The sequence below is a fragment of the Bovifimicola ammoniilytica genome (assembly GCF_025567085.1).
Lineage (GTDB): Bacteria > Bacillota > Clostridia > Lachnospirales > Lachnospiraceae > Bovifimicola > Bovifimicola ammoniilytica.
On the sequence record NZ_JAOQJN010000006.1, the window covers coordinates 91,364 to 106,050 of the forward strand.

14 protein-coding genes are annotated in these 14,687 nt (G+C 33.2%); 12 read left to right on the forward strand and 2 right to left on the reverse strand.

Annotated features, from left to right (window positions below; all coding sequences use genetic code 11):
- Window position 1: 1 nt before the first annotated feature.
- Window positions 2-661 carry a methionine ABC transporter permease gene (locus tag OCV48_RS09170; protein WP_021982425.1) on the forward strand — a complete coding sequence of 220 codons (660 nt, stop codon included), beginning with the start codon at window positions 2-4 and terminating at the stop codon, window positions 659-661.
- 150 nt (window positions 662-811) lie between these two features.
- Window positions 812-1,636 carry a MetQ/NlpA family ABC transporter substrate-binding protein gene (locus OCV48_RS09175; RefSeq protein ID WP_147591745.1) on the forward strand — a complete coding sequence of 275 codons (825 nt, stop codon included), beginning with the start codon at window positions 812-814 and terminating at the stop codon, window positions 1,634-1,636.
- Between the two features lie 190 nt (window positions 1,637-1,826).
- Here OCV48_RS09175 and OCV48_RS09180 read toward each other — a convergent pair whose 3' ends face one another.
- Window positions 1,827-2,711 carry an alpha/beta hydrolase gene (locus tag OCV48_RS09180; protein WP_147591746.1) on the reverse strand — a complete coding sequence of 295 codons (885 nt, stop codon included), beginning with the start codon at window positions 2,709-2,711 and terminating at the stop codon, window positions 1,827-1,829.
- A gap of 327 nt (window positions 2,712-3,038) precedes the next feature.
- Between OCV48_RS09180 and OCV48_RS09185 the strand changes: the two genes are divergently transcribed.
- The 8 genes from OCV48_RS09185 (at window position 3,039) to OCV48_RS09220 (ending at window position 13,032) form a co-directional block, all read left to right on the forward strand.
- Window positions 3,039-3,272 carry a hypothetical protein gene (locus OCV48_RS09185; protein ID WP_147591748.1) on the forward strand — a complete coding sequence of 78 codons (234 nt, stop codon included), beginning with the start codon at window positions 3,039-3,041 and terminating at the stop codon, window positions 3,270-3,272.
- Window positions 3,269-3,469, forward strand: a complete 201-nt coding sequence (locus tag OCV48_RS09190; RefSeq protein ID WP_147591749.1) for a hypothetical protein — start codon at window positions 3,269-3,271, stop codon at window positions 3,467-3,469. Before OCV48_RS09185 ends, OCV48_RS09190 begins: the two co-directional genes overlap by 4 nt.
- Window positions 3,470-3,886: 417 nt before the next feature.
- Complete coding sequence (locus OCV48_RS09195; protein ID WP_147591751.1) at window positions 3,887-5,206, forward strand: hypothetical protein; 1,320 nt, start codon at window positions 3,887-3,889, stop codon at window positions 5,204-5,206.
- Window positions 5,206-7,278, forward strand: coding sequence for a M4 family metallopeptidase (locus OCV48_RS09200; RefSeq protein ID WP_147591753.1), 2,073 nt, complete (start codon window positions 5,206-5,208; stop codon window positions 7,276-7,278). Before OCV48_RS09195 ends, OCV48_RS09200 begins: the two co-directional genes overlap by 1 nt.
- A gap of 13 nt (window positions 7,279-7,291) precedes the next feature.
- Complete coding sequence (locus tag OCV48_RS09205; RefSeq protein ID WP_147591755.1) at window positions 7,292-8,872, forward strand: hypothetical protein; 1,581 nt, start codon at window positions 7,292-7,294, stop codon at window positions 8,870-8,872.
- 17 nt (window positions 8,873-8,889) lie between these two features.
- Window positions 8,890-9,936, forward strand: coding sequence for a hypothetical protein (locus OCV48_RS09210; protein WP_147591756.1), 1,047 nt, complete (start codon window positions 8,890-8,892; stop codon window positions 9,934-9,936).
- A 345-nt stretch (window positions 9,937-10,281) separates the two neighbouring features.
- Window positions 10,282-11,643 carry a DUF438 domain-containing protein gene (locus OCV48_RS09215; protein WP_147591758.1) on the forward strand — a complete coding sequence of 454 codons (1,362 nt, stop codon included), beginning with the start codon at window positions 10,282-10,284 and terminating at the stop codon, window positions 11,641-11,643.
- Between the two features lie 276 nt (window positions 11,644-11,919).
- Window positions 11,920-13,032 carry an HNH endonuclease domain-containing protein gene (locus OCV48_RS09220; protein WP_262559534.1) on the forward strand — a complete coding sequence of 371 codons (1,113 nt, stop codon included), beginning with the start codon at window positions 11,920-11,922 and terminating at the stop codon, window positions 13,030-13,032.
- 248 nt (window positions 13,033-13,280) lie between these two features.
- On the opposite strand, the gene OCV48_RS09225 is transcribed toward OCV48_RS09220, so the two are convergent.
- Window positions 13,281-13,466: a YjfB family protein gene (locus tag OCV48_RS09225; protein WP_021982414.1), complete on the reverse strand. Its 186-nt coding sequence runs from the start codon at window positions 13,464-13,466 to the stop codon at window positions 13,281-13,283.
- Window positions 13,467-13,733: 267 nt separating this feature from the next.
- Here OCV48_RS09225 and OCV48_RS09230 point away from each other — a divergent pair, with 267 nt between their 5' ends.
- Complete coding sequence (locus OCV48_RS09230; RefSeq protein ID WP_262559537.1) at window positions 13,734-13,898, forward strand: hypothetical protein; 165 nt, start codon at window positions 13,734-13,736, stop codon at window positions 13,896-13,898.
- Window positions 13,899-13,934: 36 nt separating this feature from the next.
- On the forward strand, window positions 13,935-14,663 hold the full coding sequence (locus OCV48_RS09235; protein ID WP_147591760.1) for an ATP-grasp domain-containing protein: 729 nt from the start codon (window positions 13,935-13,937) through the stop codon (window positions 14,661-14,663).
- Window positions 14,664-14,687: the final 24 nt, after the last annotated feature.

Genomic DNA, 14,687 nt, shown 5'->3' on the forward strand with positions numbered 1-14,687 from the left:
GATGTTTACTCCGGAAGTTATAGAAATGATAAAACAAGGAATTTATGAAACACTTTATATGACATTAGTTTCTACATTCTTTGGATATCTGATTGGTTTACCAATGGGCGTGTTACTATGTGTAACAGGCAAGGATGGATTAAAACCGAATGCAGTAATATACAAAGTATTAGATATAATTGCTAACATCGTAAGAAGTATTCCGTTCTTAATTCTGTTAATATTACTGATACCATTTACAAGACTTTTATTAGGACAAAGTTATGGTTCAACAGCTACAATAGTTCCGCTTGTAGCCGCAGCTATTCCGTTTATAGCCAGAATGGTTGAATCTTCATTAAAAGAAGTAGATGCAGGTGTTATAGAAGCAGCAAGATCTATGGGTGCTTCAACATTCAGAATTATAGTAAAAGTGCTTTTAGTAGAAGCAAGAACATCTATTATTACAGGCGCAACGATAGCAATCGGTACAATACTTGGATACTCAGCTATGGCAGGAACTGTGGGTGGTGGCGGACTTGGAGATATCGCAGTAAGATATGGTTATTACAGATATCAGACAGACATTATGATTGTTACAGTAGTATTACTTGTAGTATTAGTTCAGATATTCCAGTCAATCGGAATGTTAATAGCAAATCGCCTTGATAAACGTAAATAATTAGATGATAAATACAAAGCAGAACTTTAATAAAATAAAGTCAGACATAACCTAGAAATATAATTTATTACAATTAGCAGTTTAATAGTTTATAAGACTTATTTGATAAGTCTTTATATAAAATAAATAGAGAAAGAAGAGGACAAGAATATGAGAAAGACATTTAAGAAAATTTTAGCAGTAACATTAACAGGTGTAATATTAGCAAGCTCATTAACAGGCTGCGGAAAATCTAAGAAAGATGATAAAACAATTAAAATCGCAGCATCAGCAACACCACATGCTGAAATATTAGAGAAAGCTAAACCATTATTAGAGAAGAAGGGATACAAATTAGAGATTAAAGTATTCGATGATTATGTTCAACCAAACCAGGTTGTAGAGAGTGGGGAATTTGATGCAAATTACTTCCAGCACATTCCATATTTAGAATCATTTAATAAAGAAAAAGGTACACACCTTGTAAATGCAGGCGGAATACATTATGAGCCATTTGGAATCTATCCGGGTAAGAAGAAATCTTTAGATGATATAGCAAAAGGTGATTCAATCGCAGTTCCTAATGATACGACAAATGAAGCAAGAGCATTACAGTTATTACAGGATAACGGAATTATCAAGTTAAAAGATGGTGTAGGCCTTGAAGCGACAGTTAATGATATTGTTGATAACCCATATGATGTTAAAATTGTAGAGCTTGAAGCTGCACAGGTAGCAAGAGTTGTTGATGAAACAGCATTTGTTGTGTTGAATGGTAACTATGCACTTCAGGCAGGCTTTTCAGTAGGAAAAGATTCAATTGCAAGTGAAAAAGCAGATTCAGAAGCAGCACAGACATATGTAAATATAATAGCAGTTAAAGAAGGCAATGAAAATAAAGATTCTATCAAAGCATTAGTTGAAGTATTAAAATCAGATGAAATCAAAGAATACATCAATGAAACATACGATGGAGCAGTAGTTCCATTTGAATAAAAATAGAGATTACAAACATAAATATTAAAAAACAGGGTATCAAAAGGTGTGTAGCACCTCGCACACATAAAAATATCCGGAGACAGATCTGCCTCTGGATATTTTTATGTGTGGTAGTTCTTAGAGTGAATTTTGACACCATAATCATAGATGTACATCTTATTGTGCGTTGTTTTGAAGTTGAATTTTATCAGTATTTTCTTAGAAAATTCACCATTTTTTCAATAGTCGCTGTACTCTCATCTAAGAAAGGATAGAAAACGCTAAAGGCATGTGTTAGTTTTGAATCCTCAGAAAAATTCAATAACTTATGTGGAACATTATATTTAGTAAGGACTTTTTCGTAATCTAATGTATAGTGTGAAAGATTGTCATTAGTACTTGTTACCAGAAAACAAGGTGGCAATGAAGTTACTATATCCTTGTGTTCTGGATTAACATATTTGGCAAAATTTCCTTTTTTATAATTCTTACCAAAGACATATTTAGGTAAGAACAAGCCTATCTGGTCAAAACGTGTTGTATAAAACATACCACTTATAAGACCAAGAGCATTGATTTTAAGATGAGATGGTTCTACATTTGCCGCATTAGCAACGTTCTCGCAATTATCAACAGCAGTATGATATGTAAGCAGACATGCACCACCACTGTCGCCGACAGCATAAATATGTTCAGTATCGCCATTGTATAGTGCTATGTTATCGGATATGAAATTCATTGCCATAGTGATATCTGATAATTGTTCATAAATCATACAATCGGGGACAAGACGATATTCAACACTAAATACCAGGAAACCCATTGAACTAAGTCTTGCACAGAAGAATCTGTTAAATTCCTTATTTCCCATAATAAGTCCTCCACCATGGATATTAACAATTACAGGGAGAATGGCATTTTCCATATCTTTTGGACGAAATATATCTAATCTATGTTCTTTGAGCCCATCATTTGAATAAGAAATGTCTTTATATTCAAGTATGTTGTCCGGAAAGTTAAATTCTAAGTCTCTTTTATCAGCCTGCTTTTCGAATTTCTCACGTTGTTTATAGAAAATACTTTTAATACTCATAATTACCTCATTTCTTTTGTATGTTATTTTAATTCGGCTTTTTTGATTATTTGAGTTCATTCAATGCTTATATATAAAAAGCTCTGAATTATAGAATAAGAATACCATTTATAATAAAAACATACAAGAACTTAAAAATAATTATGTATGTAAAAATTCATTAAAGAGAGTGATGACGACTATTTCAAATTCTTTACAACAGAGCTTGAGGATACATATAGGGATTAATACTATATAGAAGATGATAAATTTTGTACAAATCTGCCTTTGAAATGTATTGTTAAATAGTGATACAATTAACATAGTATCTATTTACAGTTGAAAGATATGATTTATGAGGAAAATTTATATATTGAAGATGATAACGGCGAATTTGATGCGATTTTCGAAATAGATGAAGAGGGTGTATATCTATGCGATGAGTTAAGTAGTGTAGATATACGAATAGAATATGATGATGAGGGACACGTAGAAGAAATATATAGCAAACAGTATTTAGAGGGCAGATATGGTGCGGACCCATATCTTAAGAGAATAGTAAATTGGGAGATTAAAGAGTGAGTTTAAAGCCGAAGAAGAAAAGTGATATTAAGAATTTTGAATATTCGAAGGTTAGAGAGGACTTGTTCGATATGTTAATGGAATTAGGCTCACTAGAGTATGCCAAAAGACGTGCAAAAGAATATATGATGAATATGTATCAGCGAAAATATATGCACCGTCTGCTATGGTTTCAGCTACGGGAATGTTTGAGTTAGTAGAAGAATTAGAGAAATATTTAGAGAAATAAATTTATTAGAATATATTATTGGAGTATGCAAGAAGAGAATTTCAACTCAGATTTTAAGACATATAGAAGAGCTTAAAGTTTTTCTATATGTCTTTTTTAGATAAAAAATTCCATTGCAATTTATATACAAAAACGCTCTGAGAGAATATGCACGTATTTGTATACAAAATGTCATATAGAGCTACACAAAAGTGGCGTAGCGTATGTCTTACAATATTCTTTCTCAAAGTTGTGTAAAATATCTCAAAAATCGCGAAAAAAATAAAAAAGAGACATTTGTAACATTAAAATTATCAGGAAAATAAAATATAATATCTCAAAACAGTTCACAAAATTACATAATATGAACTTATCGGAACGTTAAAAGTGAAGATTGGAGATGCCTATGAATAATGCTAGTTACAAGTTAAGAAAAAAAATTATAAGTGTATTGATAGTTAATATTGCAGTAGTGATGTTAATGTCAGGATGTGGAGAAAATAAGAGTAATAAAGGAGCAGGTAATAGGGGTAAAAACAGGGTTAGCAATCTGACAAAAGATTCAAATAAAGATAATAAATCTTCAGATACAGATATAGATTCGAATGACAACGACACAGATAATAGTGATAAAGATACAGGTAACAGTGGTACGAATAAAAAAGGTACTGATAATATGGATTCTAAAACAGATACCGAGCCTGTTAATATTGAGCAGGAATTATTGAAACAACGTGGAATCGATTTTGATAAGTCAGATTATCCTACATTTACAGGGGGAGAGGGAATCGTTGATACCAATTCTGTTTTTGGAAGTTCAGCATTCTATAAGTATACAAATTCTAATTACAATATGATTTCAGATGGCAAGATTTATGAAGTGAATCTAGAGGCGAAGCTGTCAAATGGGCAAAATTGCAGATTAGTAGGAACACTTCCGGAAGATGGCGAAATTATAAGCAGTAAATTAGAATATGATGGTCAGGGTTTAGAAGTGGAGTATAGGAATCATCATAATTATAAATTAACCTCGACTTCAGCAGCAGGTCCATTTACGACAAAACAGATAGATACAGCCCAATATCCTATGTTTGCAAAAGTATATAGGTATCAGTCAGATGGCAAAACACTTGAAGATTGTACAGAAGCCTATATGAACCTGGATAAATATTATCATGATACAACTCCTTATATTGTATTTATGAATGGAAAGATTAGTATGGTGGAACCAAAAAAAAATTTTTATGATGAAAATAGTGCAGGGAGAATATATTTTGATGGAGAATGGAGAGAATTTATCGGATATGACATAGATACGTCAGCTATGGGAAATGAGACACCGATAAGATTATTTAACAGTAATATTGTCATGACGAATTGTGCGTTTTATGAAATTATATATGCCAGAAAACCTGTATTAACACCTGATAAAGATACATATAAGAATCAGGATGGTTCGTATGCACAGTATCTTCCTTGTTATGGAAGTATGCATCATATGAAATTAAGAAAGATAGAACTTCTAAGTAATTATTATGAGGATGTGAGAAATATATGTTCTGCGAGCGTAATCACGAAAGATTATAAAATACTTCCTATAGAAGAAATTATGGGAGACAGATATAGTTATGATGCATTTTTCTATGACTGGTCTATAGATGAAGCGGGTAATTATGAAAATCAAGATAATAATGTTAGTAATTATGGCAATGGAGGTGTTAATTAATGAAGAAGAGAGTTCTAGCTATAGTAATGTCTGTAATGCTTATATTGCTAGCAGGATGTGAAGATAAAGAATATCCCAAACATACATTGAGTACAGAAGAGACTAAGCATACAGTAGATAAGCAATATAATGATACTGTACAGCTTACCGAGACAGATATTCAGAAAATGAATGATAATAAGGCAGTATTTGTATATAGTGACGAGAATTATGTTACTACGTTAGTTGGCAAATACTATGATGAGAAAATAAATGACTACGAAGATGCAGTTGAATCATTAAACGGAGTGGCTTCATTAATTGGATTGTCAGCGGGTTCTGAATTCTTCTGCGTATTTGGTGAGCAGGATAGTAAAGGATATACATATTATACATTTCAACAGAAATACGGTGGACTTACATTACAATATGCAACCTTAAAAGTTATTGTTGACCCGGAGGGATATGCGGCGGGATTGTCGTGTTCATTTACACCGGATGTGGGTATTGCAGAAGAAAAGACATTTATAAGTGCAGCGCAGGCGGAAAGTATAGTTAAGAAGCAATATCCTGATATAGATTTTAAATATTATACAGACTATACGCAGAAGTCAGCAGTTACATTTAACACCAGAACAGTTGAATGTATGGTTGTATATACATCTAATCCTGAACAATCAGTTTCATTTGACATGCCATATATTGAACATTTTGTAACATATGCAGGCGAATATCTGACATCGGTTCCAACTTCCTCGATAGGTTCGGCAATAGATGATGCATACAAGACAGAGGATTATTTTAAGAATCTTCAGGCTGGTACCTATACAGGAAAGGTTAAGTTATATGATGGAAGTTCCTTAGAAATCACAGTACCTACAGCATATAATTCGCAGGACGGTAAATATTATCTGGCGGATATTGACAGAAAAATTATGGTATCGGATTATGCTGCATTTAATTATGACAATGGCAGATTAGATTTCATAACATCAGATGATAACAACGGTTGGGATGATAATTATCTGATAACATATTATAACTACATTCGTGCTTATGATTATTATGCTGATATGAATATTAGGTCAATAGATGGTTTTGAAACCCCTATACTTATTACTGTAAATATGTGTAATGAGAAAGGCGAGGCTGAGAATAATGCGTGCTTTTATGGTGTGAATAATGGCTGGGCGTGTTTTGGAAGTAGTCAGGCAAACAGATATGGAGAGGCACTTGACGTAGTAGGTCATGAGTATACCCATGGAGTAACCAGAAGTTCTATGCAGGGAACTAAATATGCAAATGAGACGGGTGCAATTAACGAAGCATACAGTGATATTATGGGAAATATAATGGAAATGCGAGCAAATGCAACAACTGACGGTTCTTGGAAATTAGCCGAGAACAGTGGAGAAACACTACGTTCTATGAGTAATCCTAATCTGTATAAACAGCCTGCATATGTGGGTGATGAGTATTATGGTGCAAATGTAATTACACCACATCAATATAATGATAACGGAAGTGTGCATCAGAACAATTCATTATTATCGCATATTGCATACCGGTTATATAAAGATGGAATGAGTCTTTCAGATGAGAGTAAATTATGGTACACATCGATAGAATTAATTACACCGCTTTCAGATTATGATGATGTCTATGCGTGCTTATTATTTAGTGCCAAGATAAATGGTTTAGATAAGTATTCTGATAAAATTACTGAATTATTTGAGGCAGCAGGTCTGTTAGGTGACAGAAACAGTAATGCATATGATACAAAGAAATCAGGTTGTGGCAGACTCGAAATTAAAGTATCAGATGAACTTGCACAGGGTTGTGATTTCGTTGGAGTATATTCGGTTGCAAGTGATGGAAGTCTTACATATGAAAGTTCAGTATGTCCTGATGTAAATGGAAGAATTTCCGTATTAATTCCTGCTGGGCGATATGCATTTATATATGGACATGTGACAGAGGAGGGCGTACAGAATTACGGATATCAGAGGTCAGGCTGGGCTTCGGGAACAGATTATCTGGTTGCTGTTGAAATAGAAAATGGTAAAACAACAAATTTAGATGATGTAAGTTAGGAGGTGAAGGCATTTGAAAAAGCATAAAAAACTAATATGGATATTAATAATAATCTTCATAATTGTAGCAATAGCTACAGGTGTTACGATATTTTGCTTAGTGACATTTAATGAGAGAGATTTCGTGATTAACAGCAAGAATACCAGTAATGAGGATATAAATATTTCTGATGATACTAAAGTATATGGGAATGCTGATGATAATTATTCATTTGTATATAATGCAGAGGCTGAGTTAGTCGAAGATAATTCGAACATTTACCTGTACACAGTTGAAGAGGGCGAACCACCATATATTATGATTTATTATTCCAAGGGCAAGATAAAGCCTGAGAAATATTTTAGGGATTATAAGAAAATGGTGAAAAAGTCATATAAGAAAGCTTCATTTAAGAAGATTTCACAGGTACATATTGGAGATAAGACACTTTATATGTTAAGAGCCGAGATAAAAAGTGAGGGTTCAACATATGTAATCGACAGATATATAGAGATATATAAGAATTGCAGTGTTCAATACACGATTAAGAGTAACCATACAGGAAGTGAGGACGAAGTCTTAGCTGGCATCATAAAGAGCTTCTGTTTTGACAGCAAAGCATATTCTAACCGAAATAATAGTGGTAATAATGATAGCAATAATACATCAGATACCCTAGAATATAAAGATTTCAGTTCCATTTCTAATGATAAAATAGGTATCTCAATGTCTGTCCCTGCGGATTTGCAAATGCAGGAGATACCAATAGGTCTATACGGCCAGAGCGACAATATTATTCTGTTTGCTTCATATCAGAACAGCGATGCTACGGGGGCTGCCATATATGATGCAGATGATTTTGTAAACAGGATAGCAGAAGTAGATGGACTGCTGCAAAGCCAATTAGGTGTAGACAAAGTCACAATAAATAATGGTTCAGAAGAACAACTTGGCAATTATCTGGCTTATGGATTTCCTATACAGATTGAAACTGATGGATTTAAGGGAAGTGGAAAGCTATATCTGATAAATGGTTCAAAGAATAGTTCAAATGCAGGCTGTTATATTTTATATTATGCAGTTTCTAATGAAGATAAATATACAAAGGCAGCCGAGCAGTGCATAAGCAGTTTCAGTATAGACAGTGAGCCACAGGATATGCCGTCATATCAGAAATATTCAGATACAACTAATAAGATATCATTCTTATATAGAACAGGAATCACAGATAAAAAACCTGAGGATATGGGTGGCATTATTCGATTGGAATTGTCAGATGATTCATTTATTATGGTGGAAATAACTAATACCAGTACTGAGAGCGTTAATTCAGCCGATGATTATATGCAGCAGTTCGTAAAACTTCTGAAAGAAGACAATTCTGATATCAAGTATACAGTCAGCGAGATATCCAGGGCTGACAGTGGCAGGTATGATTTTAAAACAGTCGATATCTCATATAATTATGAAGGCAAGGACAGAGTTCTTTCATTAAGTTGTGCAGATGGTTCTAACGGAGTTATATATAGAATCTATTATTCTGGAATAACTGATGAAGCAGAGAAACTTAAAACATTATATAGTGATATTCTATGGTCGTTTAGAGCTGGCTAAGAAGAATGGAGGTCAATATGAGGAAAACAGGAAAGAAGTTAGCATTAATACTTACAATGGCAATAACATTAACATTATTTACATCATGCGGTGGTAAGAAAAGTGATGTCGGAGGATTAGGAGACGATAATAAGGTAAATAATATATTTAATCAGGGTAAAAATAAAGATACGGATAATAATTCAAATGGTGGTTATGACAATAATGATGATAGCAATGATGATAATAATGATAAAGATAGTGATGATAGTGGTCAGAATGACAAATCAAATGATAAGAAGAGTAATAAAAAGGGCAGCAGTAAGAATAATAAAAGCACATTACAACTTGAGACTTATAAAGGAGATGGCTTTTCAATATTAGTACCAAAGGGCTGGAATATAATGACAGGTGGAGATGGTGTATATTTCTGGTATAACATTTACAATCCACAGGACGAGAGTATGATGGTATTCCAATATGGTAAATTAGAGCCTTTTCTCAAATCATATGAGGCAAAAGCATCATGGCAGAAGTGGGCACCAATAACAGGGACAGGAGACGAGACATTTGCTCATGCGCCGGTATGTCTTGAAAAAACTGCAAAAGGAATATTAGATTGCTGGAGTGAATGTATTGAATTTCAACAGTATATAGGTCAGAATCCTACATTTATAAGTCTTAATAATTTTTCCATAAAGAGTTGTGATGCATATCAGGGAAAATTAGCTTCGTTAGGGCTTCCTGAAAGTATAGCGATTGCATCATGCAGTACAGCTACAGGAAAAAAAGCAGTAATTACACTTTCAACAGCGATATTTGATCCGGGATATATGGACTTTTTTATGGAAGGAATAGACACTTATTATACATCAGCTTATAACACAACAGGAATTTTACTTCCTGAAAATTGCGATGAGGCCTATGCAAAAGCATTAGCACAGTGTGCGGCCAGTCTTGAATTCGACGAGGAATTTGTCGCAAGAGCAAATAGACAGAGCGATGCAGTTTTATCAGATGTGCAGCAGCGCTTAGCAGAGAATGAGGCATTAATGGATGAATTTATGAGAAAATGGGGATATTAAGGGGAGAATCATAGTTGTGTGAAAATTATGGTGTAATTAAAGGGAAGAATCGTAGTTGTGTGAAAAATAGGGTGTAATTAAAGACAGTCAGGCGCAATCGTCTGGCTGTTTTTGATATTTATTACCAGGAAAATTTCGTTGAAATTGCCCTGGTAAGTAAAAAACGCTCTGCGAGGATCGCACTGCGGAGGAGCAGAAAATGTTGCTATAGCAACCCGCCGCAGGCGGAGCATGTCGCAAGCGACATTTTTTATTCTTAAAAAATGTTGGATATGCAACAGAGAGTTATCATAATCTGGGTATAATAAATGTATAAGACATTTATTGAAAAGGAGATTAACTACTATGAATGGAAATAAAGAAACTAATACTAATGTAAGAAATAATACAAAAACTAATATAAAAAATATTATAGAAAATAATACAGAAAACCGTACAGAACTATTAAAAAAATATCTTAAAAGATTAGGAGAGGGTGAGAGTTTAGAAAGTGTCAGAAGTGATTTTGTGGAGAAATTCAGTGAAGTTGATGCATCTGAGATTATGAAAGCAGAACAGGAGTTATTAAGCGAGGGAACACCACTTACTGAAGTACAGAAACTTTGTGATATACATGCAGCATTATTTCATGGTGCAACAATTGAAGAAAAGATAGCCAATGCCGAAAAAGCTGTCAGAGAATCAGTTGAAGCAGAAGAAAATCAGAGAGAAAAACAGATAAAAAAACAAGAAAAAATGCAGGAAGAACAAGAGAAAGCTGAGTCAAAAACGGTTATGTTTGGAAGTGTGGATTATTCTGACAAACATACAAAAGCATTAAGACTTGAGAGAATTATCGGTCATCCGCTTTATACATTTACAAAGGAAAATGAAGCACTGACTGAGTTGCTCAATAAATATAATGAAACAAAAGATATAAATGCACTTGCAGTAATTCGAGATGTATCAATACATTATGCTAAAAAAGGTGATTTGATTTATCCACAGTTAAATGTAAGACATGGGATATCTGGTCCGTCTGATGTAATGTGGACGGTTGATGATGAAATCAGAGATGAATTTGCAAGCCTTATGAAAGAAGATAATCATAATGAAAAATGGAATCAGCGATTAGAGGCGGTATTAAAACGTATAGAAGATATGATTTATAAGGAGCAGAATATTCTTTTTCCTAATTGTGCTGTAAACTTCACAGAAGATGAATGGATTGGAATATATAACGATTCTAAGGACTATGCAGTATGTTTTGGTGTGGAAAATGAAATATGGGATAAAGCAGAGAATAAATCAACCAAAGCAGCTAATAAAAGTGAATATTCTAAAGAAGAAATAGTTATGCCGGGAGGTCATATGACAATTGAACAGCTTACGGCATTACTTAACACAATTCCACTTGAAATCAGCTTTATTGATGACAATAATATTAACAGATTTTTTAATGAGGGACCAAAAGTATTTAAACGTCCGGGCATGGCAATTGACAGGGAAGTGTTCTCATGCCATCCACCTAAAATCGAGCCAATGGTACGTGCAATTATTGAAGATTTTAGAAATAACAAAAGAGACAGTGTTCAGGTGTGGACGGAAAAAGGCGGTCGTTCAATGTTAGTCACTTATATGGCAGTAAGAGATAAAGAGGAAAATTATATTGGAACGGTTGAACTTGTGCAGGATATGGAATTTGCAAAAGAGCATTTTAAAAAGTAGTATTTTAGCAAAATGATTAGGGGTGAGACAATAGAATTTCAAATCAGAACAGGAATTAAAAAAGTAATATTTAAGGAGTAATCATGGCGTCAAAATCTTCATTGAATTAAACGTATATTGTATGTGGCTATTCAATGACAGGTTTTGGCACCTTATTAATTAAACATTGAAAAAAAGGGGATAAAATGATATTATGAATTTAATAGTATGATGCTTGAATGGAAGCTGGATGGATAAAAATGGTGAATAATTATAATTAAAAGAAGGCGAAAAATTATGCAATTACCATATTCTGAAGAACTGAATATAGAATATCTGGGACGTTTGTTTGATAATACCACTGAGTGCTACAAGTTCTTTTGGTTTAAGGCAATTGTCACAAAAGTAACTGCGGGAAAATATGAACTCACATATGAGGAGTTAGTAGACGAGATGATAGCAGATGCGTATTTTATGGTAACGGAATATCATCTTAATCTTGGACCTAAAGATGCACTAGAGGGCATAGTGAATTTAATTAGGATAAAGAATCCTGCTCTTAAATCATGCGAGAAGCAGTCAGTTATTATAGATTTCCTTAAAAATACACAGGATAAAGAGATTATTAGCAAAAAACGTGCATTGACATATAATGTTCCATATCGTTTGCAATCGCCATTTATGGAAAATGTGAAAGGCAAAGAATGGAATGTTGGTGAAAGCAGACTTATTGCCAAAATTAATCAGGAGAATCGTTTGATTTATTATTTTGAAGCATTGAATGGTCTTAGCACAAAGATAATTGTTCAAAGTGACTGGGCGCAGTATATCATAAAAAATCAGGAGATTATTAAAGGCTGGCTTGAATATAAAATGATTATGTATATTCAGAAACGTAATCCAAGTGTGCCGGGAATTGCAGATAAGTTGTATCCACCGTATGAACGTAACCTTGAAAGAGTGAAGAAGTATTGGAGGTTGATATTATCATTAGAGCCTGTCCACGAAATATATGGTGACAATATTTTAACGGAAAATGACTTATCGATTGACCATTTTGTTCCATGGTCTTACGTGGCACATGATGAAATGTGGAATCTAAACCCGACTACGAAAAGTATAAACAGTTCTAAGAGCAACAATTTACCAGACTGGAATACATATTTTGAGAAGCTTGTCAGACAGGAATATCAGTCCTACCAAATGCTATGGAAATATGATGCGGTTCATAAAGAGTTTGATAAATGTGCGAAAGAACATATCAATAATGATGACATTCGCTATCGAATTTATCGAAAAGGTCTTGAATTTACTGAATTTGCGGGAGAATTAGAATCAATCATTTTACCGGTATATCAATCTGCAAAGAATTGCGGTTTTACTAACTGGAAATATCAGAATGTAAGGTAATACGGAGTGGTAAAATATGAAGGAAAACCTTGTAACATAAATGATTATGATACAGAGCTACAAGACGGAAAATTGATAGTGGGGATTAGTCATCAACACGTTTTGTACTATAACGCATAATACAATTAGCATCTGTCAAAGTCATCTTAAAAATGACCTTGATAGATGCTAATATTTTTGTTAACAGTATAAAAACAATATAAATTTAGATGCTTCTAAGAATAATTCCGAGAGAAACTATCTGATTGTTAGATACGAATATCAATATTTTGTCCAACCATTGGATTAACTGATTTCTCTAACATTTCAATCATAGCTGCACCCGTCTCATCAGTAGCTTCTAAAGATTTACTTAACAGTGCCATTCCGATATCTGTGTTAACATTTGCACTAGACAAGGTAATTGAAGCAAGTGATAATCCTTGAATATCCATATAGCTACCTCCTTTTGATAAACGTGTTTATTTATATAAATTATAACGTAAGGTGGCTGGGGATGTCAATAAGAAGTGGAGAAAAATGTGGAAGACCAAAATGTGAAAGAATGTGGAGAATTGCGAAAAAATGATGTAGAAGATGTGAAATAAATAACAAGATATTCTGTTAGATATAATAAAAAAATTATAGCGTAAATATAATTTTAAGTTACTTGAATTTATGGAATAGACTATGCTAAAATAGATATAAGTTGATATTATGTCATGAATTCTAAAACTATATTAAAGAATATGTATAATGAATTAATGTCTGGTAAGAATGCTTATTTTATTAATGAATGGACGTTAATCAAATGTGGAAGAAAAAAGATGAGAGAGTATGTTGATGAATTACCGGCAGTTGATAGGATTATGCCACCTGGAAATTAGAAATTTAGTTTTAAAGAGTTACTATAGGAGAAAATTATGAAAGTATATTTACAAGTTAATAATAAAGGATTACCTTTGGATTATGATCATTTTAATGCTGCATATGGATTTAGAGAAATGGGATTTGAAATAGTTGAGTTTGAAACATATGATACATTAAAAAAGTCAGAGATAAATGATGTTATAGTTGGTTATTCAGGACCAATTGAAACTAGATTATATGATTTTGGAGTGAGAATTCCGGATATTGATTATCCTGAATCTATTTCTGGTTATCTTGGAAGAAAAATATGGAAATCAACTATTAATACAATTAATAATAATCCTGATTTATGGAATGTATTTGTGAAGCCTGTCAGAAGAAAATCATTTAAGGGACGTGTTGTAAGAGGTGTTAAGGATTTAATTGGTTGTGGAGCTACAAACGGGGATCAGGAAGTGTATGTGAGTGAAATATTAAATTTTGTTTCTGAATATAGAGTATTTGTGAGATATGGAGAAATTGCAGATATAAGACATTATGCAGGAGATTGGTCAGTGTTTCCGGATGCAAATACAATAGCAAGTTGCGTGGAAGATTATAAAGAAGGAATTAACACATATGCAATTGATTTTGGAGTTACAGATAAGGGAACAACAAATCTTATAGAAGTTAATGTATCAGGGGCTATAGGGTCATATGGACTTGATCCGATTATGTATGCAAAATTTATGTCAGCCAGATGGGCAGAATTAACCGGAACGGAGGATGAATGTAAATTTTGAGGATTAATTTAGTCAAAATATATA

Coding starts and splice junctions, on each gene's coding strand:
- OCV48_RS09210 (WP_147591756.1), top strand. CDS start 8,890: ATGAGGAAAACAGGAAAGAAGTTAGCATTAATACTTACAATGGCAATA.
- OCV48_RS09200 (WP_147591753.1), top strand. CDS start 5,206: ATGAAGAAGAGAGTTCTAGCTATAGTAATGTCTGTAATGCTTATATTG.
- OCV48_RS09180 (WP_147591746.1), bottom strand. CDS start 2,711: ATGAGTATTAAAAGTATTTTCTATAAACAACGTGAGAAATTCGAAAAG.
- OCV48_RS09195 (WP_147591751.1), top strand. CDS start 3,887: ATGAATAATGCTAGTTACAAGTTAAGAAAAAAAATTATAAGTGTATTG.
- OCV48_RS09230 (WP_262559537.1), top strand. CDS start 13,734: ATGAATTCTAAAACTATATTAAAGAATATGTATAATGAATTAATGTCT.
- OCV48_RS09185 (WP_147591748.1), top strand. CDS start 3,039: ATGATTTATGAGGAAAATTTATATATTGAAGATGATAACGGCGAATTT.
- OCV48_RS09215 (WP_147591758.1), top strand. CDS start 10,282: ATGAATGGAAATAAAGAAACTAATACTAATGTAAGAAATAATACAAAA.
- OCV48_RS09175 (WP_147591745.1), top strand. CDS start 812: ATGAGAAAGACATTTAAGAAAATTTTAGCAGTAACATTAACAGGTGTA.
- OCV48_RS09235 (WP_147591760.1), top strand. CDS start 13,935: ATGAAAGTATATTTACAAGTTAATAATAAAGGATTACCTTTGGATTAT.
- OCV48_RS09220 (WP_262559534.1), top strand. CDS start 11,920: ATGCAATTACCATATTCTGAAGAACTGAATATAGAATATCTGGGACGT.
- OCV48_RS09225 (WP_021982414.1), bottom strand. CDS start 13,466: ATGGATATTCAAGGATTATCACTTGCTTCAATTACCTTGTCTAGTGCA.
- OCV48_RS09170 (WP_021982425.1), top strand. CDS start 2: ATGTTTACTCCGGAAGTTATAGAAATGATAAAACAAGGAATTTATGAA.